Origin of the sequence: Pseudomonas schmalbachii, assembly GCF_017589465.1 — a bacterium.
Taxonomy (GTDB): domain Bacteria; phylum Pseudomonadota; class Gammaproteobacteria; order Pseudomonadales; family Pseudomonadaceae; genus Pseudomonas; species Pseudomonas schmalbachii.
On the sequence record NZ_JAELYA010000002.1, the window covers coordinates 477327 to 501054 of the forward strand.

The 23728-nt window shown below is 67.1% G+C and carries 15 protein-coding genes; 9 read left to right on the plus strand and 6 right to left on the minus strand.

Annotated features, from left to right (window positions below; genetic code table 11):
• Window positions 1–102: 102 nt before the first annotated feature.
• Together JFY56_RS07705 and JFY56_RS07710 are read right to left on the minus strand one after the other, a co-directional pair.
• A complete protein-coding gene (locus JFY56_RS07705; RefSeq protein ID WP_208313234.1) occupies window positions 103–2667 on the minus strand; it encodes a PepSY domain-containing protein in 2565 nt (854 codons plus the stop codon).
• Between the two features lie 392 nt (window positions 2668–3059).
• On the minus strand, window positions 3060–5315 hold the full coding sequence (locus tag JFY56_RS07710; protein ID WP_208312945.1) for a TonB-dependent receptor: 2256 nt from the start codon (window positions 5313–5315) through the stop codon (window positions 3060–3062).
• 204 nt (window positions 5316–5519) lie between these two features.
• On the opposite strand from JFY56_RS07710, the gene JFY56_RS07715 reads away from it, so the two are divergent.
• Complete coding sequence (locus JFY56_RS07715; RefSeq protein ID WP_208312946.1) at window positions 5520–6200, plus strand: Fe2+-dependent dioxygenase; 681 nt, start codon at window positions 5520–5522, stop codon at window positions 6198–6200.
• Window positions 6197–6985, plus strand: a complete 789-nt coding sequence (locus tag JFY56_RS07720; protein WP_408004383.1) for a tetratricopeptide repeat protein — start codon at window positions 6197–6199, stop codon at window positions 6983–6985. Before JFY56_RS07715 ends, JFY56_RS07720 begins: the two co-directional genes overlap by 4 nt.
• A gap of 262 nt (window positions 6986–7247) precedes the next feature.
• Here the strand turns inward: JFY56_RS07720 and JFY56_RS07725 are convergent, their stop codons facing one another.
• Window positions 7248–8411 carry a type III PLP-dependent enzyme gene (locus JFY56_RS07725; protein ID WP_208312947.1) on the minus strand — a complete coding sequence of 388 codons (1164 nt, stop codon included), beginning with the start codon at window positions 8409–8411 and terminating at the stop codon, window positions 7248–7250.
• Between the two features lie 573 nt (window positions 8412–8984).
• Here JFY56_RS07725 and JFY56_RS07730 point away from each other — a divergent pair.
• From JFY56_RS07730 to JFY56_RS07755, 6 genes are all read left to right on the plus strand, one after another.
• Entirely contained in the window at window positions 8985–10256 is a 1272-nt protein-coding gene (locus JFY56_RS07730; protein ID WP_208312948.1) for a cation:proton antiporter, read from the plus strand.
• Window positions 10257–10395: 139 nt separating this feature from the next.
• Window positions 10396–10902 (plus strand): sigma-70 family RNA polymerase sigma factor, encoded by a 507-nt coding sequence (locus JFY56_RS07735; RefSeq protein WP_208312949.1) that lies wholly within the window; start codon window positions 10396–10398, stop codon window positions 10900–10902.
• Between the two features lie 4 nt (window positions 10903–10906).
• Window positions 10907–11866 carry a FecR domain-containing protein gene (locus JFY56_RS07740; protein ID WP_208312950.1) on the plus strand — a complete coding sequence of 320 codons (960 nt, stop codon included), beginning with the start codon at window positions 10907–10909 and terminating at the stop codon, window positions 11864–11866.
• A gap of 195 nt (window positions 11867–12061) precedes the next feature.
• Entirely contained in the window at window positions 12062–14413 is a 2352-nt protein-coding gene (gene fecA / locus JFY56_RS07745; protein WP_208312951.1) for a TonB-dependent Fe(3+) dicitrate receptor FecA, read from the plus strand.
• Between the two features lie 148 nt (window positions 14414–14561).
• The gene (locus JFY56_RS07750) at window positions 14562–16145 is read left to right on the plus strand and encodes a peptide chain release factor 3 (RefSeq protein ID WP_208312952.1); all 1584 of its coding nucleotides are present in this window, start codon (window positions 14562–14564) and stop codon (window positions 16143–16145) included.
• Window positions 16146–16281: 136 nt separating this feature from the next.
• Entirely contained in the window at window positions 16282–16752 is a 471-nt protein-coding gene (locus tag JFY56_RS07755; protein WP_208312953.1) for an REP-associated tyrosine transposase, read from the plus strand.
• Window positions 16753–16872: 120 nt separating this feature from the next.
• On the opposite strand, the gene JFY56_RS07760 is transcribed toward JFY56_RS07755, so the two are convergent.
• From JFY56_RS07760 to ptsP, 3 genes are all read right to left on the minus strand, one after another.
• Window positions 16873–18600 (minus strand): PTS fructose-like transporter subunit IIB, encoded by a 1728-nt coding sequence (locus JFY56_RS07760; RefSeq protein ID WP_208312954.1) that lies wholly within the window; start codon window positions 18598–18600, stop codon window positions 16873–16875.
• 100 nt (window positions 18601–18700) lie between these two features.
• Complete coding sequence (pfkB, locus tag JFY56_RS07765) at window positions 18701–19636, minus strand: 1-phosphofructokinase (protein ID WP_208312955.1); 936 nt, start codon at window positions 19634–19636, stop codon at window positions 18701–18703.
• Entirely contained in the window at window positions 19636–22518 is a 2883-nt protein-coding gene (gene ptsP, locus JFY56_RS07770) for a phosphoenolpyruvate--protein phosphotransferase (protein ID WP_208312956.1), read from the minus strand. The genes pfkB and ptsP overlap by 1 nt, the downstream gene beginning before the upstream one ends.
• Before the next feature lie 216 nt (window positions 22519–22734).
• On the opposite strand from ptsP, the gene cra reads away from it, so the two are divergent.
• The gene (cra, locus tag JFY56_RS07775; RefSeq protein ID WP_208312957.1) at window positions 22735–23724 is read left to right on the plus strand and encodes a catabolite repressor/activator; all 990 of its coding nucleotides are present in this window, start codon (window positions 22735–22737) and stop codon (window positions 23722–23724) included.
• Window positions 23725–23728 lie beyond the last annotated feature (4 nt).

Genomic DNA, 23728 nt, shown 5'->3' on the forward strand with positions numbered 1-23728 from the left:
CTGGAGCGGGAAGCAGGACATGGGGGCCGGAGCGGCCGGGGTGGCGGGTTTCACCCGCCCTACGCCGGAGCTATCCCCACGTAGAGCGGGTGCAACCCGCCGTCAATACACATCCCGCCGGTAGCGGCCGCTTTCCAGCAGCGACTCCACCTCGTCGTCGCCAAGCATTTCGCGCAAGGCACGGTCGACGCCCTCGGCCATGCCTTGCAGGCTGCCGCAGACGTAGATCACCGCGCCGTCGTCGAGCCATTCGCGCAACGTCGCGGCCTGTTCGCGCAGGCGGTCCTGCACGTAGATCTTCTCCGCCTGGTCGCGGGAGAAGGCCACGTCCAGGCGCTGCAGGTCGCCGCTGGCCAGCGCGGCTTCCAGCTCGCCACGGCAATAGAAGTCGTGAGCGATGTTGCGCTCGCCGAACAGCAGCCAGTTGCGCTGGCGGCCCTCGGCGATGCTGGCACGCAGCAGCGAGCGCAGGCCGGCGAGGCCGGTGCCGTTGCCGATCAGGATCAGCGGGCGGTCGTCCTCGCTCAGGTGGAAGCTGCGGTTGCTGCGATGGCGCAGCAGCACGCTGCCGCCCGCTGGCAGGTACTCGGTCAGCCATCCGGAGCCGATGCCCAGGCTGCCGTCGGGATGGCGTTCCTGGCGCACGATCAGTTCCAGCGCGCCGTCGCTGCGCAGCGAGGCGATGGAGTACTCGCGCGCCGAGATCGTCGCCAGCGCGTCGTACAGCGCCTGGGCGTGCAGGCCGAGCAGGTCTTCCAGGTACGGCGGCAGCAGGCAGCCGGCGAGCGCTATATAGAGTGGGACCGGGCTGCCATCCACCTGCACCGGCGTCTGCGCGTCCACACCCAGCGGCGCCAGCCACTGGCGGACGCGCTGCTCGGGCTGGCGCGGGAGGATTTCCACCAGGTCGCCGGCGCGCCAGTCGATCTGCGAATCGGCCGGCGCAGTGAGGCGCAGCAGCCAGGTGGATTCGCCCTGGCTGCCGGGGTTCAGATGTTCGCGGGCGCCCAGCGTCCACACTTCGAACGGCTCGCTGCCAAGCACGGCCTGCGGTGCCGCGCCGGTGAGCGCGGCGAGCTGCTGCTGCCAGCCATGCAGGGCTGCGGCGTCGCCATTGTCCACTTCGATGCCGTCGAACAGCGGTCGTGCGCCCTGCCCTTGCAGCCAGCCATGCAGGCGCCGGGCGAAGCCGCAGAACTGCTGGTACTGGCGGTCGCCGAGGGCGAGCACGGCGTAGCGCAGGTCGTTCAGGCCCATGACCTGGCCGAGCACCTGGCGCTCGAAGCCTCGGGCGTTGTCCGGCGCTTCGCCGTCGCCGAAGGTGCTGACCACGAACAGCGCATTGCGCGCGCGCTCCAGTTCGTCGCGGCGCAGGCGCGCCAGCGGCTCGACCCGCACCGGCAGGCCGGCGGCCTGCAGCTGACCGGCGCTCTGCCAGGCGAGGCGTTCGGCGAAGCCGCTCTGGCTGGCGTAGCCGATCAGCCAGGCATCGCGTCCGTCGCTCGCCTCCAGGCCGCTGCGCGCCGCCTGTGCCGCGCGCTTCTTGCGCCGGCGGTCGAGATAGAGCAGCCAGCCGGTGATGAAGAACAGCGGCATCGCCAGGCTGGCGAGCATCATCAGGATGCGCCCGATGAGGCCGAAGTAGCTGCCGACGTGGATGGCGTAGACGCTGGTGAGCAGTTGCTTGCCGAAGCTGCTGTCGTTGTAGCGGGTATTGCGCAGCACCTTGCCGCTGGCCGGGTCGATGAGCAGCTCGTTGAAGGCGCGCTCGTGCGGCGCGTCGGCGAGACGGTAGAAGACCCGCGCCGGCTGGCCGCCGACCGGTGGCAGGCGCAGGTTGTAGGCGCTCATCTGCGGACCGCCGGCCTGCTGGATGCCCGCCCACAGCGCCGGGTAGTCCACCACCAGCGGCGGACCGGACGGCATCTCGCCGCGGCGGCCCTCGCCACGCTTGCCGCCCTTGCCCTCGCCGCCCGGACCGCGCCGCTCGCCGGCGGGCGCATCGTCGAGCAGGCTGGTGAGGCCGTTGCGATACCACTCGTAGGACCAGTACAGGCCGGTCAGCGCCGCCATCAGGTAGAAGGCCAGGCACCAGGTGCCGGCTACTGCGTGCAGGTCCCAGTTGAAGCTGCGGCCCTTGCGCTTCCAGTCGAGGGTCAGCCAGGCCCGCCAGTTCAACGCGCGGCGCGGCCAGCGCAGGTACAGGCCGGACAGGCACAGGTAGATGAGGATCACGGTGCTGGCGGCGGTGATCTGCTTGCCCACCTCGCCGGCGGCGAGGAAGCGGTGCAGTTGCAGGACGAACTCGAAGAAGCCCTCGCCCCGTGCCGGCGGCAGCAGTTCGCCGCTGTACGGATCGACGTAGCGGCCCTCGCCACGGCGCTGGCCCGGCGGCGGGGTATAGAAGATGCGCGCGGCCTTTTCGCCATCGGTGAGCAGCCAGACGGAGGCGACCTTCCTGTCCGGCGAGGCGCCTTCCACGCGGCGCACCAGTTCGTCCAGCGGCAGCACGCCACCCTCGCGCCGTTCCATCGACAGGCCGGGATTGATGACTCCCAGCAACTCCTCCTGGAACGACCACACTGCGCCCGTCAGCCCCATGAGCGCGAGCACCAGCCCGGCGCTGACGCCGAACACCCAGTGCAACTGGAACCAGACTTTCTTCAACACCTTGGCCTCACCTTCAACCTGCCCTCTCCCAAAAGCGGTGGAGGGCCCGCATTTTATTGAGAACGGTTCACATGTACAGCATGGGTATCGCTTCGCTCAACCCATCCTACGGAAGCCATCGGCCTGTAGGAGCGAGCTCTGCTCGCGAACATCAGCCCCACAAAAGATTCGCGAGCAGAGCTCGCTCCTACAAAAGCACCATCAACGGTCATCTGCGCCTGGCTCATGGGTATCGCTTCGCTCAACCCATCCTACGGTGCCCGACATTCCGTGCGTTGGGCTTCACTGCGTTCAGCGCCAACCTACGTGTGCCGATTGGTGGGGTCCGTCCCTGGACAAAGAAAAACCCCGCCCGAAGGAGCACCGGGCGGGGTCGCGCGTCGGCGCGATCAGAAGTGGAAGTTGACTCCGAGCAGCGCGGTACGGCCCGGCGCCACGTGGGCCATGTGGGTGCTGTAGACCTGGTCGAAGTAACGCTCGTCGGTCAGGTTCTGCACGTTCAGCTGCAGGTCGACGTTCTTGCTCAGCACATACTTGGCCATCGCGTCATAGCGCCAGTAGGACGGGATCATGACGGTGTTGGCGGTGTTGCCGAACTGCTCGTCGACATAGGTGGCGCCGCCGCCGATGGTGAAGTCCTGCAGCACGTCGTAGGTGGTCCAGACGGTGAAGTTGTTCTCGGCGGTCTGCGGCATCTGGTTGCCTTCGTCGGTAGCCACGCTGGACTTGCGCACTTCGCTGTCCAGGTAGGTGTAGCCGCCGAAGACTTTCCACTTGGCCGTCAGGTTGCCGGAGAAGCCGAGTTCGACACCCTGCACACGCTGCTCGCCATCGAGCACCTGGACCGCCGAGTTATCCGGCGAGGCGACGCGGGCGTTGGTCTTGTCGGTGCGGAACAGTGCCGCGTTGAGCGACAGCGCCTCGTCGAAGAAGTCCCACTTGGTGCCGATCTCGTAGTTGCGGTTGCGTTCCGGGTCCAGGCTGGTGTTGGCCGCGCTGACTTCCGAACCGCCCTCGCCGGCGGTCTCGCCGCTCGGGTTGCTGGAGGTCGACCAGGCCACGTAGACGCTGCCGTTGGGCGCCGGCTTGTAGACCAGGCCCGCCTGGTAGTTCCAGAAGTGGGTGTTGCTTTCACGATCGAAGGTGCCGGCGGGTGCGCCGCGACCACCGTTGCTGAAGCCGCTCGACTCGGTGTCGAAGTCGTCATAGCGCAGGCCGAGGTTCAGGTCCCACTGCTCGTTGAGCTTGAGCGTGTCGAACACATAGGCGGCGCTGGTCTTGGTGTCGGTATCGGTGAAGGCCGCGCTGTCGGCGATGGTGCCGGTCCAGTTGTCCTTCGGCGTCGGGTTGGCCAGGCTGGTGCAGTCGCCGCTGGCGATCAGCGCCGGAGTACAGACGTTACCGGTGCCACCGCCCGGAGTGATCACGTAGGGACGGTTATGCACGTCCTCGTAGCTGAACTCGATGCCGGTCACCAGGTTGTGCGAGATGGTGCCGGTATCGAAGGTGGCCTTCAGGTCGGTCTGGTTGACCCAGCCCTTGGAGGTCGAGTTGCGGCTCTTCGCCGAGCGGTAGGCCAGACCGTTGGCGACGTTGCCACGGCTGTCGTCCGGGGTGGTGACGATGTAGTCCAGGGTGGTGCGGACCACGCGGGTGCTGTTGGAAATCGTCAGGTTGTCGGCCAGGTCGTGTTCCAGGCGAATGGTGCCGCTGTCGGTGGTGCTCTCGCGGTAGTCGCGGTGGGTCAGGCCGTAGAAGTTGTCCTCGTCCACCGATACCGGCTTGCTCGGGTTGGCCTTGCTGCGCCCGTCGAGGGTCAGCGGCAGGCCGTAGTCCGGGATGTCGTCGGTATCCAGGTGGTAGTAGGAGAAGGTCGCGCGGGTCGGCGAGTTGAAGCCGAAGGTGACGGTCGGCGCCACGCCCCAGCGGTTGACGCTGACGCTGTCGCGGCCGGCGACGTTGGCTTCGTGCTTCATCAGGTTCAGGCGGAAGGCCGCGTTGTCGCCCAGCATGTGGTTGACGTCGAGGGTGCCACGGTGGGTCTGGTCGGAACCGTAGGTGAAGCCGGCGTCGTTGAAGTTGTCCTGCTTGGCGGTCTTGCTGATCAGGTTGAGGCTGCCACCGGTGGAACCAGCGCCGGTGAACGCGCCGCCCGGGCCCTTGCTGACTTCGATCTGTTCGATGTTGAACACTTCGCGGGTCTGCGAAGCGACGTCGCGCATGCCATCGAGGAAGGTGTCGCTCTCGGCGTTGAAGCCGCGGATGAACGGACGGTCGCCCGCCGGGTTGCCACCCTCACCGGCGCCGAAAGTGATGCCGGGGGTGGTGCGCAGGGCATCGGCCAGGGACAGGGCGCCGGTGTCCTTGATCACCTGCTGCGGGATCACGGTGACGGTCTTCGGAGTCTCGCGCAGCGGCGCGGTGTACTTCTTCGAGGCCGACTGCTCGACGTTGTAGGTGGTCGGGTCCTGCTCACCCACCACGGTCGCGGATTCGAGGCTCAGCACGTCCTGGGCGGGCTTTTTCTCCGCTGCCTCGGCGGCATGGACTGCATGGGTGCCGGACATGGCGGTGATCGCCACACCGACGGCGGAAACCAGCAAACGCGGCGAGCTGCCAGCGATCTCGGAAGTTTGGCGCGACATTTGGAAGACCCTCCCCAGGGGCTACTCGTGAAGGCCGCGCAATCTATGTCAATTGCGAATCTATATCAATTACTAAGCATTCGCATACGCATGTAATTTACAACATTTACATTTTGAAACCCCTGGTCGGCGTGCGGTTTTTCTGTACTGCGCCAATAAGAATCAATATCATTGGCAGCCTTTCCAATAGCACCGGACATTCCCATGCTGCTGCACATTCCCGGCATCTTCACCCGCGAGGAAGTCGCCCGCATCCGCGCCGCCCTGGAGCAGGCCGACTGGGCTGACGGCAAGGTCACCGCCGGCTACCAGTCGGCCAAGGCCAAGCACAACCTGCAACTGGCGCAGGAACATCCGCTGGCCCGGGAAATCGCCGAGGCCATGCTGCAGCGCCTGTGGAACAACCCGCTGTTCATGTCCGCCGCGCTGCCGCACAAGGTGTTCCCGCCGCTGTTCAACTGCTACACCGGCGGCGGCTCGTTCGACTTCCATATCGACAACGCGGTGCGCGACGTCCAGGGCGGCCGCGAGCGGGTGCGTACGGACGTGTCCTCCACACTGTTCTTCAGCGATCCGGACGAGTACGACGGCGGCGAACTGGTGATCCAGGACACCTACGGCACCCAGCAGGTGAAGCTGCCGGCCGGCGACCTGGTGCTCTACCCGGCCACCAGCCTGCACAAGGTCAACGCGGTCACCCGTGGCGCCCGCTACGCCTCGTTCTTCTGGACGCAGAGCCTGGTGCGCGAGGACAGCCAGCGCGCGCTGCTGTTCCAGATGGACCAGGCGATCCAGAAGCTGACCGCCGATGTGCCGGATCACCCGTCGCTGGTCGAACTGACCGGCACCTATCACAACCTGCTGCGCCGCTGGGTGGACGTGTGACGTTCTATCTGCGCCGGATGGAAGAACTGTCCACCGACGAACTGGCCGGCAACCCGCGGCTGGCCGCGCAACTGATCCTCCAGGCCGCGCGCCAGGGCGAACTGGAGGCGCAGGCGCTGCTCGGCCAGATCCTCCTCGACGGCCAGGGCATCCAGCGCGATCAGCCCCTTGCACTGGTGTGGTTCCGCATCGCCGCCGAACGCGGCCACGCCATGGCGCGCAACATGCTCGGGCGCTGCCTTGAGCACGGCTGGGGCTGTGCCAGCAACGTCACGGAAGCGGCCAGGCACTACCGCATCGCCGCCGACGCGGGGCTCGACTGGGCCATGTACAACCTCGCCAACCTGCATGCCACCGGGCGCGGCGTGGCGAAGGACGAAACCCGCGCCGTCGCGCTCTACCAGCAGGCGGCGGTGCTCGGCCATGCCAAGTCGCTGAACCTGCTCGGCCGCTATTACGAGGAAGGCATGGTGGTGCCGCAGGACATCGACCTCGCCTACGACTGCTACCGCCGCTCGGCCGAAGGCGGCGACTTCCGCGGACAGTTCAGCCACGCCGCGGTGCTCGCCGGGCAGGGCCGGCTGGCCGAGGCGGAAGACTGGCTGCGCCGGGCGCTGGACGAGGGCAACCTGAACTTCCTGCGGGTAGCCCGCAGCAACCTCGAAGCCTCGCCGCACCGCCCCTTCCGCCAACTGGCCCTCGACTACTACCGCCGCGCGGCGGAGCTGGGGGATGACGGCGACCTGCAGTTGCTGCACGAGGCAGCGGGGCGGCTGGTCGCATAACAACGTGGGCTGGCACTGACGCGTAGGTTGGTGCTGAGCTTGCGAAGCCCAACATTGCCGGCTCAGGTGTTGGGCTTCACTGCGTTCAGCACCAACCTACAAGGCGAGGCGCCCGACGGCACAACGTAGGTTGGCGCTGAGCTTGCGAAGCCCAACATTGCCGGCTCAGGTGTTGGGCTTCACTACGTTCAGCGCCAACCTACGACGCCCCGCTGGAAACGAAAACGCCCCGCGATGCGGGGCGTTTTCATGACCGTCAGCCTTACAGGTAGAAGGCCTTCAGCGGCGGGAAGCCGTTGAATTCCACCGCGCTGTAGCTGGTGGTGTAGGCGCCGGTGGACAGCCAGTACAGGCGGTCGCCGGCGGCCAGGTTCAGCGGCAGGCCGTATTTGTAGTGCTCGTACATGATGTCGGCGCTGTCGCAGGTCGGGCCGGCGATCACCACTTCTTCCATCTCGCCCTTCTTCTCGGTCCAGATCGGGAACTTGATGGACTCGTCCATGGTTTCGATCAGGCCGGAGAACTTGCCCACGTCGGCGTAAACCCAACGCTCCACCGCGGTGCGCGACTTGCGCGCCACCAGCACGACTTCGCTGACCAGGATGCCGGCGTTGGCGATCAGCGAGCGGCCCGGCTCGAGGATGATTTCCGGCAGGTCGTCGCCGAAGTCTTCCTTGAGGAAGCGGATGATCTCCTCGGCGTAGGTTTCCAGGTCGTTGGTCTTGGCGATGTAGTTGGCCGGGAAGCCGCCGCCCATGTTGATCATCTGCAGCGTGATGCCGTCTTCTTCCTTCAGGCGCTCGAAGATCACCTTGACCTTGGCGATGGCGGCATCCCACACGGAGATGTCGCGCTGCTGCGAGCCGACGTGGAAGGAGATGCCGTAGGGCACCAGGCCCAGCTGGCGGGCGAGGATCAGCAGGTCCATGGCCATGTCGGTCTGGCAGCCGAACTTGCGCGACAGCGGCCAGTCGGCGGTGGTCGAACCCTCGGTGAGGATGCGCACGTAGACCTTGGCGCCCGGCGCGGCCTTGGCGATGTTGCGCAGGTCGGCCTCGGAGTCGGTGGCGAACAGGCGCACGCCCTTCTCGTAGAAGTAGCGGATGTCCTTGGCTTTCTTGATGGTGTTGCCGTAGCTGATGCGCTCCGGGCCCACACCGGTCTTCATCACCTTGTCCAGCTCGTAGATCGAGGCGATGTCGAAGTTCGAACCCTTGTCGCGCAGCAGCTCGGTGATCTCGGTGGCCGGGTTGGCCTTGACCGCGTAGTACACCTTGGCGAACGGGAAGCAATGGGTCAGTTGGTCGTAGGCATCGGCGATGGTCTGCTTGTCGATGACGACGAAGGGGGTTTCCTGCTTATCGGCGAACGCCTTCATGCGCTGGAAGGTTTCAGGGGCGAAATAATCCTCGACCTTGATGGACATGCTTGGGACTCCCAATGGCAAAACAAATGGATTCGTAGGGTTGAAGCTGAACGTCTAATCCGTTTCCCCACTTTGGTTCGCCTACTTCCCAAGGCATGTCGCCGAGAACCACCGGGTTGGCGGCCTCTCGTCGTCAGTACTTGAGCCGGATGGATCGTTTCCAGCATGGACGTTCGGGCGCGAACTTTAGGGCCATGGGGACGCGAGTTCAATAAAAAATTGGCGCTTTCTTACGACCTGTCCCGTACTGTTTCAGATACTCAACAAAGTGCATGGAATCCCGCACAGCCCGTGGCTTTCCGGCTGTTTTCCAGCAGTCATTCCAGCACGCCTTTCTGACAGACCGGAGACAGGCGGAAGGGTTCCTGCCAGGCCGACGCCCGAGCGCCCGCCAGCGAAGAAAAATCCGGCGGGAACCCACCGGTTCGCCGACAGTCACACACCACCTTCAGTCGCCCATGCGGTTATGATCCGGGCTCGCCTGCCACGCGCAGGCCTTTTTTGCACGCGCCCACGGCTCAGGGATTGGCCACTCGGGACAGGTGTATACCGTTCAATACAGGAACCCACGTCATGCTCGATCTCGCAGCGGCGTTCATCGCCCTGACCACCCTCCTTACCTATGTGAACTACCGCTTCATCCGCCTGCCGCCGACCATCGGCGTGATGGCCACCGCCCTGGTCTTCTCGCTGATCGCCCAGGGCCTGTCGCTGCTCGGCTATCCGGTCCTGGAGCTGGAGATGCAGCAGATCATCAGCCGCATCGACTTCTCCGAAGTCCTCATGACCTGGTTCCTCCCCGCGCTGCTGTTCGCCGGCGCGCTGCACGTCGACCTCAGCGACCTGCGCGACTACAAGTGGCCGATCAGCCTGCTCGCCACCCTCGGCGTGCTGATCGCCACCACGGTGATCGGCGCGCTGGCCTACTACACCTTCGCCCTGTTCGGCTGGCACGTGAGCTTCATCTATTGCCTGCTGTTCGGCGCGCTGATCTCGCCCACCGACCCGATCGCCGTGCTCGGCATCCTCAGGTCGGCCGGCGCGCCCAAGCCGCTGGCCACCACCATCGTCGGCGAATCGCTGTTCAACGACGGCACCGCGGTGGTGGTGTTCACCATCCTCATCGGCATTCTCCAGCTCGGCACCACGCCTACCATTGGCGCCATCTCCTGGATGTTCATCCACGAAGCGGTCGGCGGCGTGCTGTTCGGCGCGGCGCTGGGCTACGGGATCTTCGTGATGATGCGCGGCATCGACCAGTACCAGGTGGCGGTCATGCTCACCCTCGCGCTGGTCATCGGCGGCGCCTCGCTGGCCGCGAGACTGCATGTGTCGGCGCCGATCGCGATGGTGGTGGCCGGACTGATCATCGGCAACCACGGGCGCACCTACGCCATGTCCGACGAGACCCGCCGCTATGTGGACAAGTTCTGGGAGCTGATCGACGAAATCCTCAACGCCCTGCTGTTCGCCCTGATCGGCCTGGAACTGCTGTTGCTGCCGTTCAGCTGGCTGCACATCGTCGCCGCCTTCGTCCTCGGCGGCGCGGTGCTGGTGTCGCGCCTGCTGACCGTGGCGCCGGCCATCGTCCTGCTCCGGCAGAGCGCCAAGATCCGTCCCCACGTACCGCGCGGGACCATCCGCATCCTCGCCTGGGGCGGCCTGCGCGGCGGCGTCTCGGTGGCCCTGGCGCTGTCCCTGCCGCTGGGTCCGGAACGCGACCTGCTGCTCAGCCTGACCTACATCGTGGTGCTCGCCTCGATCCTCATCCAGGGCCTGTCCATCGGCCCGATGGTGCGCTGGCTGTATCGCGGGCAGGAACCGGTCGCCGCGACCGGACACTGACCGCCTCCCCCATCCGGCGGCCGCGTGCCGCCGGATGGCCTGCTCTCTGAATTCCCCCCTCTGAAAGCCTGCTGAAAGCCTCCGGTCATTAAAATGATAACAATTATCATTTTAATGCTGCTCCGAGCCGGGGTGCCCCTTGTCGAGTCTCGACCTCGCCCATCACACCGCACTGCACACGCTCTATTGCGATCACCGCCGCTGGCTGACCGGCTGGCTGCAGCGGCGCCTGGGCTGCCCGCAGAACGCCGCCGACCTGGCCCAGGACACCTTCGTCAAGGTGCTGGTTTCGCGCCAGGCCACGCGCATCGACGAGCCTCGCGCCTTCCTCACCACCATCGCCAAACGCGTGCTGTGCAACCACTACCGCCGTCTCGACGTCGAGCGCGCCTACCTGGAAGCGCTGGCCAGCCTGCCGGAGCGGGAAGTCCCCAGCGAGGAAACCCGCGCCATCGTCCTGGAAACCCTGCTCGAACTGGACCGCCTTCTCGACGGCCTGCCGCGCCTGGCCAAGGAAGCCTTCCTGCTGGCCCAGCTCGACGGCCTCGGCTACGCGAAAATCGCCGCGCAGCTGGATATCTCCCTGAGCAGCGTCAAGCGCTACATGGTCAAGGCCGCGCAGCGCTGCTACTTCGCCGAGATATAGAAAGATGCCGTTTCCCCTCGCCCCCAGAGTGCCGCCGCAGGTGGCCGAACAGGCCGTGCGCTGGCTGGTCGAACTGCAAGGCGGCCCGCACGACGAACGCCTGCAACAGGCCTGGCAGCACTGGCGCCAAGCCGCGCCGGAGCATGAGCAGGCCTGGCGCCATATCGAAGCGGTCAACCGGCGGCTCGGCGGCATCGGCACACCCGTGGCGCGGGCGGTGCTGAATGCACCCCGCTCGCCGCAACGCCGTCATGCCCTGAAAGCCCTGCTGGTGCTGCTCGCCGCCGGCGGCAGCGCCTGGAGCCTGCGCGAGAACGGCAGCCCGCAGCGCTGGAACGCCGACTACGCCACCACCATCGGCGAACGCCGACGCCTGACCCTGGCCGACGGCAGCCGCATCGAGCTGAACAGCGACAGCGCGCTGGACGTCCGCTTCGACGCCCAGGAACGGCGCCTGCGCCTGCTGCGCGGGGAAGTCCGCGTCGACACCGGCCGCGACCCGCGCCCGCTCCACATGTACAGCGAGGAGGGTCGCCTGCAGCCGATCGGCACCCGCTTCGATGTGCGCCAACTGGACGGCGGCACCCGCGTTGCCGTCTACGAGGGCGCAGTGAAAGTGGAAAACCTCGGCGGACACAGCGAGGTCGTGCCAGCCGGCCGGCAGATGGACTTCGACCGTCACCGACTGGGCGCCGCCCAGGCGCTGGAACCCGGTAGCGGCGCCTGGACCGAAGGCATGTTGCTGGCCTCCGCCATGCGCCTAGACGCCTTCCTCGCCGAAGTCGCGCGCTACCGGCCGGGCCGCCTCGGCTGCGACCCGCGCATCGGTGCGCTGAGGATTTCCGGCAGCTACCCGCTGGACGACAGCGAACGCATCCTCGCCACCCTGCCCGCCGTGCTGCCGGTGGAAGTCCGCCGCGTGACGCGCTTCTGGGTCAGCGTGCATCCGCGTGGCGCCGACTGAAAATTTTTTGCCCAAACCGTAGGGCGGGTGCAACCCGCCAGGCTCCTCGCCCCGAAATGGCGGGTTGCACCCGCCCTACGGATTTCCCCGGCAATCCTCGAAGAACCAAAAAATTCGCTACGGCCTGAGCCTTTTTCCCAACCTCGCGTGACAGAGGAGGAAAGCCAACCAATACCAACCGGAGCATTTCCCCTCATGTCATCGTCCCGCGCCCTCTCCCCGCTCAGCCGCGCCCTGCTTCTCGCCTGCCTCGGCGGCGTGGCTCTGGCGCCAGCCGTCGCGTTCGGCGCCACCGAGATCAGCAGCGCCCGCCAGTACTACCGCATCCCCGCCGAACCGCTGGAGCAGGCGCTCAACCATCTGGGCCAGAAGGCCGGCGTGCTGATCGCCTTCAGCCCGGAGCAGACCGCCGGGCGCCGCAGCCAGCCGCTGGATGGCGAATACACCGCGGCCGAAGCGCTTGCCGCGCTGCTCGCCGGCTCCGGCCTGGAGGCACAGCCGCAGGAAGACGGCGCCTTCACCCTGCAGGTCGCAGCGAGCGAAGAGCCGGCCGATCTGCAGGCGGTGACTGTGGTCGGCGACTGGCTGGCCGACGCCAGCGCCGTGGACGTCTTCGAACACCCTGGCGCGCGCGACGTGGTGCGCCGCGAGCAATTCCAGGCGCAGGGCGCGGCCACCACCCGCGAAGTGCTGGACCGCATCCCCGGCGTCAGCGCGCCGCTGAACAACGGCACCGGCAGCCACGACCTGGCGCTGAACTTCGGCATCCGCGGCCTCAACCCTCGCCTGGCCTCGCGCTCCACGGTACTGATGGACGGCATCCCGGTGCCCTTCGCGCCCTACGGCCAGCCGCAGCTGTCGCTGGCGCCGGTATCCATGGGCAACATGGACGCGGTCGACGTGGTGCGCGGCGGCGGCGCGGTGCGCTACGGCCCGCAGAACGTCGGCGGCATCGTCAACTTCGTGACCCGGGCGATCCCCGACGAGTTCACCACCCACCTCGACGTGCACACCGAGCAGAGCCCGGACTCCACCCACGACGGCCTCAAGACCACCCACAGCGCGCTCATCGGCGGCACCGCCGACAACGGTCTGGGCGGCGCCCTGCTCTACTCCGGCGTCCGTGGCGGCGACTGGCGCGAACACAGCGACACGCGGATCGACGACCTGATCCTCAAGGGCCGCTTCCAGCCCAACGAATTCCACAGCTTCTCGGCCATCACCCAGTACTACGACGGCGAGGCCGACATGCCCGGCGGCCTGAGCGTGGCGGACTACCGCGACGATCCCTATCAGTCCACCCGCCCGTTCGACAAATTCTGGGGCCGCCGCACCCTGGCCAGCGCCAGCTACGAATTCACCCCCAACGCCCAGCAGAAACTCAACGTCACCGGTTTCTTCACCAAGACCCTGCGCAGCGGCTACCTCGACCAGGGCAAGAACCTCACCCTGTCGCCCCGCGAATACTGGGTGCGCGGCCTGGAAACCCGCTTCAGCCAGGGCTTCGAGCTGGGCGAGACGCGTCATGAGGTCGGTATCGGCCACCGCTACGTCAACGAGGCCAGCCACGAACTGCGCTACTGGAGCCCGGCCAGCAGCGGCATCCTGCCGAGCACCGGCAGCCCCAACGACCGCGACACCCGCGGCGCCACCGAGGCCAACGCCTTCTACATCGACGACCGCATCGACGTCGGCAACTGGACCATCACCCCCGGCATCCGCTACGAGAAGATCGATTCGCACCAGGACGACCTGATCAAGAACACCCGCGACAGCGGCCGCTACAACGCCTCGCTGCCGGCGCTGAACGTGATCTACCACCTCGACCCGCGCTGGAACCTCTACGCCAACACCGAAGGCTCGTTCGGCACCGTGCAGTACAGCCAGATGGGCAAGGCGGTGAAGAGCGGCGACATCGAGCCGGAAGAGGCGCGCACCTGGGAAGTCGGCACCCGCTACGACGACGGCATCCTGCGCGCCGAGCTGGGCGTCTTCCTGATCAACTTCGACAAGCAGTACGAAAGCAACCAGCAGACCGACAGCGTCACCGCACGCGGCAAGACCCGCCACAAGGGCATCGAGGCGGCCATCGGCTACGACCTGGCGGCCCTCGACCCGCTGCTCTCCGGCTTCGACGTCTACGCCAGCTACGCCTACGTCGACGCCAGCATCCGCGAGGACGGCCCGAACAAGGGCAACCAGGTGCCGTTCTCCTCGAAACACAAGGGCACCCTCGGCGCCAACTACCGCAACGGCCCGTGGGGCTACAACCTCGACGGCAGCTTCCAGACCAGCCAGTACGCCGACAACGCCAACACCGAAGCCGAAAGCGCCGACGGCAGCACCGGCCGCATCGCCGGCTGGATGGTCTGGAGCGCCCGCGGCAGCTACGACTTCGGCCCGCAGCTGAACGGCCTCGAACTGAGCGCCGGGGTGAAGAACCTGTTCGACCGCCGCTACTACACCCGCTCCTTCGACGACAACAACAAGGGCCTCTACGTCGGCCAGCCGCGCACCCTGTACGTGCAGGCTTCGGTGGGGTTCTGAGGCGCTGGCGGGGCTGGCCGCTGCGGCAGCCCCGCCCTCGTCCCCGGATGACAGGCATCCCGGTACGGCACGTTTTCACGCTATAATCCCGCGCTTTTCCAGACGCCCCGCGCGGGCGCCGTCTCCGCATTCCAGCAGGCACCTACCCATGAGCATCCAGGCCGCCGAAGTCGCCAAGCGCCGTACCTTCGCGATCATTTCCCACCCCGACGCCGGTAAGACCACCATCACCGAGAAGCTGCTGCTGATGGGCAAGGCGATCGCCGTCGCCGGTACCGTGAAGTCGCGCAAGTCCGACCGCCATGCCACCTCCGACTGGATGGAAATGGAGAAGCAGCGCGGCATCTCCATCACCACCTCGGTGATGCAGTTCCCCTACCGCGAGCACATGATCAACCTGCTCGACACCCCTGGCCACGAAGACTTCTCCGAAGACACCTACCGCACCCTGACCGCGGTGGACTCGGCGCTGATGGTGCTGGACGGCGGTAAAGGCGTAGAGCCGCGCACCATCGCCCTGATGGAAGTCTGCCGCCTGCGCGACACGCCCATCGTCAGCTTCATCAACAAGCTCGACCGCGACATCCGCGACCCGATCGAACTGCTCGACGAGATCGAGGCGGTACTGAAGATCAAGGCCGCGCCGATCACCTGGCCGATCGGCTGCTACAAGGACTTCAAGGGCGTCTACCACCTGCTCGAAGACAAGATCATGGTCTACACCCCGGGCCACGGTCACGAGCGCACCGAAGCGAAGATCATCGACAAGCTCGACAGCGACGAAGCCCGCGCGCACCTTGGCGACATGTACGACGACTTCGTCGACCAGCTGGAGCTGGTCCAGGGCGCCTGCCACGCATTCGACGAGACCGCCTTCCTGCAGGGCGAGATGACCCCGGTGTTCTTCGGCACCGCGCTCGGCAACTTCGGCGTCGACCATGTGCTCGACTGCGTGGTCGACTGGGCCCCGCCGCCGCTGGCGCGCGCCACCCGCGAGCGCAGCGTCGAGCCGGTGGAGGAGAAGTTCTCCGGCTTCGTGTTCAAGATCCAGGCAAACATGGACCCGAAACACCGCGACCGCATCGCCTTCATGCGCATCTGCTCGGGCAAGTACGAGAAGGGCATGAAGATGCGCCACGTGCGCCTCGGCAAGGACGTGAAGATCGCCGACGCGCTGACCTTCTTCTCCTCCGAGCGCGAGCAGCTGGAAGAGGCCTACGCCGGCGACATCATCGGCCTGCACAACCACGGCACCATCCAGATCGGCGACACCTTCAGCGAAGGCGAGGCGCTCGGCTTCACCGGCATCCCGCACTTCGCCCCGGAACTGTTCCGCCGCGTGCGCCTGAAGGACCCGCTGAAGTCCAAGCAACTGCGCCAGGGTCTGCAGGAACTGGCCGAGGAAGGCGCGACCCAGGTGTTCTTCCCCGAGCGCAACAACGACATCATCCTCGGCGCCGTGGGCGTGCTGCAGTTCGACGTGGTCGCCAGCCGCCTGAAGGAGGAATACAAGGTCGAGTGCGCCTACGAGGCGATCAACGTCTGGTCGGCGCGCTGGATCGAATGCAGCGACGAGAAGAAGCTCAAGGAATTCAAGGACAAGGCCTTCGAGAACCTCTCCGTCGACGGCGGCGGCCACCTCACCTACCTCGCCCCAACCCGCGTCAACCTCAGCCTGATGGAAGAGCGCTGGCCAGACGTGAAATTCCGCGCGACGCGCGAGCACCACTGATACGCCTCACGCCGAACCTGTAGGAGCCAGCTTGCTGGCGATCAAAGTTTCAAGCCGGCCACATCGGTAACAAGCGAAACTCCGGATCGCCAGCAAGCTGGCTCCTACAAAAAGCGTTGCCACAACGGAGCTTGGAATGGATTCCAGCCTCTTCGCCCATCGCAGCCATGCCTTGCGTAGTGGTCGATTCTCAGAGCCGAATAGAGCCTATCTACTCACCACGGTAACTTACGGTCGCGTCCCAATTTTCACCGACTGGTGTGCCGCCCGCCTGCTGGTAGCGGAAATGCGCCAGGCCCATGACCAGCAACTGGTCACCTCCCTCGCCTGGGTAATCATGCCGGACCACCTGCACTGGCTGGTGCAGCTTGGCTCCCTGCCACTGCCTTCACTCATGCAGCGCATCAAGTCGCGCAGTGCCATTGCCCTTCGCCAGGCTGGCGTCGATCACACCGAGAAAGTCTGGCAAAAAGGTTTTCACGACCACGCTCTCCGCCATGACGAGGATCTGCAGGACGTGGCCCGGTATATCGTCGCGAATCCTTTACGAGCAGGTCTGGTTAAGCGGGTCGGCGACTACCCGTTATGGGACGCAGCCTGGCTGTAACGCCATACCTGTAGGAGCCAGCTTGCTGGCGATCCATGGTTCAGCCGGCAACATCGGTAGCAAGCGAAACTCCGGATCGCCAGCAAGCTGGCTCCTACCAAAAGCAAAAGCCGCCCCGCCCTACCCCGCCGCCAGCACCGGCGCCTCGGCCTCGCTGCGCTTCAGCACGGCGTACAGCACGCCCGTCACCACGCTCCCCGCGATGATCGCCAGCAGGTACGCCAGCGCATGGTTCATCGCGTTGGGGATCAGCAGCACGAACAGCCCGCCGTGGGGCGCCAGCAGTTTGCAGCCGAACAGCATCGACAGCGCCCCGGTCAGCGAGCCGCCGGCGATGCAGGCCGGGATCACCCGCAGCGGGTCCTTCGCCGCGAACGGGATCGCGCCTTCGGAGATGAAGCACAGCCCCAGCACCAGCGCCGCCTTGCCGGCTTCGCGTTCGCTCTGGGCGAATTTGCGGCGGGCGAGAAAGGTGGCGAGGCCCATGCCGATTGGCGGGACCATGCCGCCGGCCATCACCGCCGCCATCGGCGCGTAGCTCTGCGAGGCCAGCAGGCCGACCGAGAAGGCGTAGGCGGCCTTGTTGATCGGACCGCCGAGATCGACACACATCATCCCGCCAAGCAGCAGGCCGAGCAGGATCGCATTGGTGGTGCCCATTCCGGCGAGGAAGGTGGTCAGGCCGGACATCATCCCCGCCACCGGCTTGCCGACCACGTAGATCATCACCAGCCCGGTGAACAGACTGGATAGCAGTGGAATGATCAGGATCGGCTTGAGCGCCTCGACGCTGGCCGGCAGAGGCAGGCGGCGCGCGATTTCCCGTGCGGAGTAGCCGGCGAGCAGGCCGGCGACGATGCCGCCGAGGAATCCTGCACCCAGCGTGCTGGCCAGCAGCCCGCCGATCATCCCCGGCGCCAGTCCCGGTCGGTCGGCGATGGACCAGGCGATATAGCCGGCGAGCATCGGCACCATCAGCTTGAACGCCGCCTCGCCGCCGATCTGCATCAGCGCGGCGGCAAGAGTGCCTTCCTGCTTGAATGCCTCGATGCCGAAGACGAACGACAGCGCGATCAGCAGGCCGCCGGCCACCACCATCGGCAGCATGAACGACACCCCGGTGAGCAGGTGCTTGTAGATCCCCGCCGCCTCCTTCTTCGCCGGCGTGGCTTGGGCTGCGGTGGTGCCGGAAGTTTCCTCGCGGGCCTCGCTGAGCGCGCGTTCGAGGATCGCCTGCGGCTGCTTCAGGGCCACACCGGTGCCGCAGCGGAAGATGCGCTTGCCAGAGAAGCGCGCGGTGTTCACCTCGATATCCGCCGCCAGCAGCACCACGTCGGCGGCGGCGATTTCGGACGGTTCCAGCGAATTGCGCGCGCCGACCGAGCCCTGGGTTTCCACCCGCAGTTCGTAGCCCATCTGCCGCGCCACCTGCTGCAGCGCCTCGGCGGCCATGAAGGTGTGCGCCACGCCGGTCGGGCAGGCGGTGATCGCCACCAGGCGTGGAATCTTGGCCGGCCCCGGCGCCGACGACTCGCCCGTGCAAACCTGAGCCTCGCGCTCGGCGCGCAGCAGGAAGGCCGCGCTGTCGGCCAGCGCCTCGGCCGGAGCCGCCTGCAGCAGACGCTTGCCGGCGAAGCGGGAGAGGTCCAGTGGCAGGCTGCTGACCACCAGCACCAGATCGGCGGCCTCGATCTGCGCGGCGCTCAGGCGCTGTTCCGGCTTCTCCGGATCGTGCAGCTCGACGCAGACCGACCAGCCCAGCCGCTCCGCCGCCGCGCGCAACAGTCGCGAGCTGAGCACGCTGGTGATCTGGCCGCCGGGGCAGGCAGTGATCAGGGCAAGGTTCATGTTCAGTACCTCTTGTCGTTGTAGGCGCGTCGGCTCCAAACCGTAGGATGGGTTGAGCGAAGCGATACCCATGCGGGCAAGGTGATGGGTATCGCGTTGCTCAACCCATCCTGCGAACAGCCACCTGTTGCTCCAGCTGTTCCAACCGCTCCGGGTCCTGGATGCCGAAGTCGAACTGTGTGACCGCCAACGCACCAACGGCGGTGGCATGGCGCAGCACGCGCTCGGCCGGCCAGCCGGAAAGCAGGCCGTGGACCATCGCCGCCAGCAGCGAATCGCCGGCGCCCACGGTGCTTGCCACCTCGACCTTCGGCGGCGTCGCCCACAGCGCCGGGGCGGGCGAGAACCAGCTCACCCCGTCCGCGCCGTGGGACACCACCACATGCTCGATACCGCGCCCGCACAGCTCCCGCGCCACGTCGCCCAGCTCGGCGGCGGACAGCCGTTCCCGCCCGCGAATCTCGGCCAGTTCGGCGCCGTTCGGCTTGATCAGCCAGGGCACCGCCTGCAGTCCTTCGCTCAATGCCGCGCCGCTGCTGTCGAAGGCCACGCGCAGGCCAAGGCGCTTCAGGCGCGACAGCAACTCACGGAGGAACTCCGGCTCGACGCCACGCGGCAGGCTGCCGGCGACGATCGCCAGGTCGTGGCCGTCGGCGATGCGTTCGACGCACGCCAGCAACTGCTCCTGCGCCTCGCTGTCGACTTCCGGGCCGGGGCCGTTGAGGTCGGTGATCCGCCCGCTGCGCTCGGCCAGCTTGATGTTGCTGCGGGTTTCGCCGGGCACGCGGATGAACTGGTCGATGAAGTCGCGGTGGCGGAACAGCGTCTCGAACGGCGCCAGGTTGTCCGCACCGAGGAAGCCGCTGACGGTCAGCAAATGGCCGAGGTCGGCGAGCACCTGGGCGACGTTCAGGCCCTTGCCGGCCGCCTGGCTCAGCACCGCCTCGCTGCGGTTCACTTCGCCGAGTTCGAGATGGCGCAGGCGCACGGTGAGGTCCAGCGCCGGATTCAGGGTCAGACTAAGAATGCGAGCCATCAGTGCACCTCCCCCAGCGCCTGGGCGACCAGCGCGCGCACCTCGGCGGCGGAGCCGAGGGTCAGCGCGGTGCCGGCCAGTTTACGGGCGCTGGACATGTCCAGTTCACGTACACGCTGCTTGACCAGCGGGATGCTCCGCGCCGAAACGCTCAGCTCGTCCACCTCCAGCCCGAGCAGCAGCGGCACCGCCTGGGCGTCCGCCGCCAGCTCGCCGCATACGCCGACCCACCTGCCGTTGGCATGCGCCGCGCGCACGGTCATGTCGATCAGTTGCAGCACCGCCGGGTGCAGGCCGTCGGCCTGGGCGGAGAGGGTCGGATGGCCGCGGTCGATGGCCAGCGCGTACTGGGTCAGGTCGTTGGTGCCGACGCTGAAGAAATCCACCTCGCGCGCCAGCACCGGGGCGAGCAGCGCGGCGGACGGCACCTCGACCATGATGCCGATCTGCAAATCGCCGTCGATGCGCAGTTCGTCCTTCAGGCGCAGGGTCATGTCGCGCGCCTGCCGCCATTCTTCGAGCTGGCCGACCATCGGGAACATGATCCGCAGCGCGCGGCCGTCGGCAGCGGCGAGCAGCGCGCGCAGCTGGGTCTGCATGATTTGCGGACGCTGCAGGGTCAGACGCACGCCACGCACGCCGAGGAAGGGGTTTTCCTCCTGCGGGATCGGCCAGTACGGCAGCGGCTTGTCGCCGCCAACGTCGAGGGTGCGCACCACCAGCGGCCGGCCGCCGAGGGCGTCGAGTACGCGGCGGTACTCGGCCTCCTGGCTCGCCTGGTCCGGCGCCTGGGCGCTGTCCATGAAGATGAATTCGCTGCGCAGCAGGCCGACGCCCTCGGCGCCAAGCTCCACCGCCTGCTTCGCGCCGGCGGTATCGCCGAGGTTGGCGGCCACTTCGATGACATGTCCGTCACGGGTTTGCGCCGGTTCATGACGACGCGCCTCGGCCTGTTCCTGGCGTTGCCGGCGCTCCGCGCGCTGGCGTTCGGCCTGCTCCAGCACCTCGGCGGGCGGTGCGACCGTCAGCAGGCCGCGGTCGCCGTCGAGCAGCAGCAGCGTGCCGGGTTCCAGCGCCAGCACCTCGTCGCCGGCACCGACCAGCGCCGGAATGCCCAGGGCGCGGGCGATGATCGCGCTGTGCGAAGTGGCGCCGCCGCGCGCGGTGACGATGCCGGCGACGCGCTGGCTATCCAGCCGCGCCACGTCGGACGGGCCGACCTCGCCCATCACCAGGATGTACGGCTGCTCCGGCGCCCTGGCCGCTTCCACGCCGCAGAGCCGCGCCAGCACACGCCGGCCGACGTCGCGCAAATCCGCCGCGCGCTCGGCGAGCAGGTCGTCGTGCAGGGCTTCCTGCTGGCTGGCGACGCGCCCGATCACCGTGCTCCAGGCCGCCTCGGCGCTGTCGCCTTCGCTCAGGCGCGCCTGCACTTCCTCGATCAGCTCGGGATCGTCGAGCAGCGCCTGGTGGGTGACGAAGATTTCGCGGATCGCCTTGACCTGGCTGCCCTGCACCAGCGCCTCGATCTCCGTGCCGATGGCCGTCCGCGCCTGCTCCAGACGCAGCATTTCCGCTTCCGGCGACTGGCCGCGCGGGTTGAATTCGAATTTCTGCGGCACCTGTGGATAAGCCGGTCCGCTGGCGATGCCCGAGGATGCGGCGATGGCCTGCAGCGTGTTGCCGGCGGCCGGCGCCGTGAGTTCGACCGCTGCCGGCGCCGCTTCGACGACGGCTTCCTCGACCACCGCCGGCAGCGGCTCGACGCTCTCGCCAAGCCCCTCCTCCACCGCCCGCAGCACGGCAGGCAGGGCGTCGGCGGCGATCTGCGGTTCGGCGAAGAACTCCAGCATCTGGCCGCGACGGGCGCCGAGGCTGAGCAGCTTGCTCAGGCTGCGGATCGATACCGGCGCGCTGTCGCTCTCGGCAATCCGCACGCGAATCTCGCCGGCGAAGTTCTTCGCCAGGCTCATCAGCACCTGCGCCGGGCGTGCATGCAGGCCATGCGGATTAGCCAACGGCACACGAGCGCTGGGCCAGTCCACCGGCAACTCGCCGCCCAATGCTTCCAGCACCGTACGCACGGAGGTCGCGCCGGCCAGCTCGCCGCCACGGCCGTCCACCAGCAGGTTGCACAGGCGGTCGAGCATGTCGCGCTGCGCCTCGCCCTGGCTGGCCAGGCAGAACAGCCCACGTACCGGGGCGCCCGCATGGTGCAGTTCGTGAGCCGGGGTGACGAACGCCAGCCCCGGCCGCAGTACCCGCTCGCCGCCATGCAGCCACCACAGGCCGTCGCCCAGCGGCAGCGCCTCGCCTTGTTGCAGACCGCTGGTGAAACCGCTTTCCACGCAGCCGGCCTTCTTCAGGCGGCGCGTACCCTGCAGCAGCAGCTCGTCGAAGTCTTCGACCGCCACACCCAGGCCGACCAGTTGCGCATCCAGCAGCAGCGGTTGCGGCGCGCCCTGCAGCACCTGCATCAGCGCTTCCGGCGTGCGTGCCTCGCGCAGGGCGTGGCTGGTGTCGGCCTCGCCGAGGGTGCGGGTGAGCAGTTGCAGCAGGTGCAGATGTTCGTCGGATTTGGCAGCGATGCCGATGGCGAGGTGGACGGTCTGGTTGTCGCCCCACTGCACGCCCTCGGGGAAATGCAGCAGGCGCACGCCGGTGCGCTGTACCAGATGGCGGGTGTCCGGGGTGCCGTGGGGAATCGCGATGCCTTGGCCGAGGTAGGTGGAACCCTGCGCCTCGCGGGCCTGCAGCCCGGCAAGGTAGCCCGCGGCGACCAGTCCGTCCTCTTCCAGCGCCGCACCGAGCAGGACCAGCGCCGCCTGCTTGTCCGCCGCCCGCTGGTCCATGCGAATCTGCCGGGCATTCAGTTCGAGCATCGCGTTTCTCCTCGCCACAGCCTGCCGGGGCAGTCGCAGCGCAGTTGGGCGGTTATCCGCTTGTATGGTGAATCAGCCTAGACCGCGCTCATCGACGCATTCCGCAGGCAGGGAATTATCTATGCTGAATCGTTTCACCTATTGAGACTGGCACGTTACTCGATAATGCTTGATCCTTGAAGCCCCCAATTGTCGGCAGTCGCCCCAGGGAACCAGGTGAAACTCAGTGATATCGCCCGTCTGGCCGGGGTCTCCGTCACCACCGCCAGCTACGTGATCAACGGCAAGGCCGTGCAGCGCCGCATCAGCGCCGCCACGGTGGAGCGCGTGCAGGCCGTGATCGAAGAACACGGCTACCACCCCGACCAGCAGGCCGCCAGCCTGCGCCGCGGGCAGACCCGCACGCTCGGCTTCGTCCTGCCGGACCTGGAGAACCCCAGCTACGCGCGGCTCGCCAAACTGCTCGAACACGGCGCCCGCGAGCGCGGCTACCAGTTGCTGATCGCCTGCTCCGACGACCGTCCCGAGATTGAGCGGGAGGTGCTCAACCTGTTCCGCGCGCGCCGCTGCGACGCGCTGATCGTCGCCAGTTGCCTGGGCAACGACGACGGCCATCTGCGCTCGCTGGCCGAACGCGTACCGGTGATCGCCATCGACCGCCAGCTCGATCCGCAGCACTTCTGCTCGGTGGTCAGCGACGACCGCGAGGCCTGCCAGCGCCTCACCGCCACTCTGCTGCAGCCGGCGCCCCGGCATATCGCCCTGCTCGGCGCGCGGCCGGAACTGATCATCAGCCAGGAACGCGCCGCCGGCTTCCGCGCCGCGCTGCGCGATTTCGCCGGCGAAGTGCAGGTGGAGCACGGCGAAACCTTCAGCCGCGACTGCGGCCGACGCCTGATGGAAGACCTGCTGCAACGCCAGGGCCATCTGCCAGACGCGCTGATCACCACCTCCTACGTGCTGCTGGAAGGCGTCTTCGATGTGTTCCAGAACCTGGCCGACGGCTGGCCGGCCAACCTGCGCCTGGCCACCTTCGGCGATACCCAGTTGCTCGACTTCGTGCCGCTGAAGGTCAACGCGATTTCCCAGCAGCACACGCTGATCGCCGAACGCGTGCTGGAACTGGCGCTGGATGCGGTCGAACACGAGGATTACCGGCCCGGCGTGCAGGCCATTCCGCGCACGTTGAAACTGCGTGCTTCCTAGAGGT

Bases quoted from the DNA above. Each gene is read 5' to 3' on its own strand.
- JFY56_RS07710 (WP_208312945.1), bottom strand. From the start codon at position 5,315: ATGTCGCGCCAAACTTCCGAGATCGCTGGCAGCTCGCCGCGTTTGCTG.
- JFY56_RS07715 (WP_208312946.1), top strand. From the start codon at position 5,520: ATGCTGCTGCACATTCCCGGCATCTTCACCCGCGAGGAAGTCGCCCGC.
- JFY56_RS07725 (WP_208312947.1), bottom strand. From the start codon at position 8,411: ATGTCCATCAAGGTCGAGGATTATTTCGCCCCTGAAACCTTCCAGCGC.
- JFY56_RS07730 (WP_208312948.1), top strand. From the start codon at position 8,985: ATGCTCGATCTCGCAGCGGCGTTCATCGCCCTGACCACCCTCCTTACC.
- JFY56_RS07740 (WP_208312950.1), top strand. From the start codon at position 10,907: ATGCCGTTTCCCCTCGCCCCCAGAGTGCCGCCGCAGGTGGCCGAACAG.
- fecA (WP_208312951.1), top strand. From the start codon at position 12,062: ATGTCATCGTCCCGCGCCCTCTCCCCGCTCAGCCGCGCCCTGCTTCTC.
- JFY56_RS07750 (WP_208312952.1), top strand. From the start codon at position 14,562: ATGAGCATCCAGGCCGCCGAAGTCGCCAAGCGCCGTACCTTCGCGATC.
- JFY56_RS07755 (WP_208312953.1), top strand. From the start codon at position 16,282: ATGGATTCCAGCCTCTTCGCCCATCGCAGCCATGCCTTGCGTAGTGGT.
- JFY56_RS07760 (WP_208312954.1), bottom strand. From the start codon at position 18,600: ATGAACCTTGCCCTGATCACTGCCTGCCCCGGCGGCCAGATCACCAGC.
- pfkB (WP_208312955.1), bottom strand. From the start codon at position 19,636: ATGGCTCGCATTCTTAGTCTGACCCTGAATCCGGCGCTGGACCTCACC.
- ptsP (WP_208312956.1), bottom strand. From the start codon at position 22,518: ATGCTCGAACTGAATGCCCGGCAGATTCGCATGGACCAGCGGGCGGCG.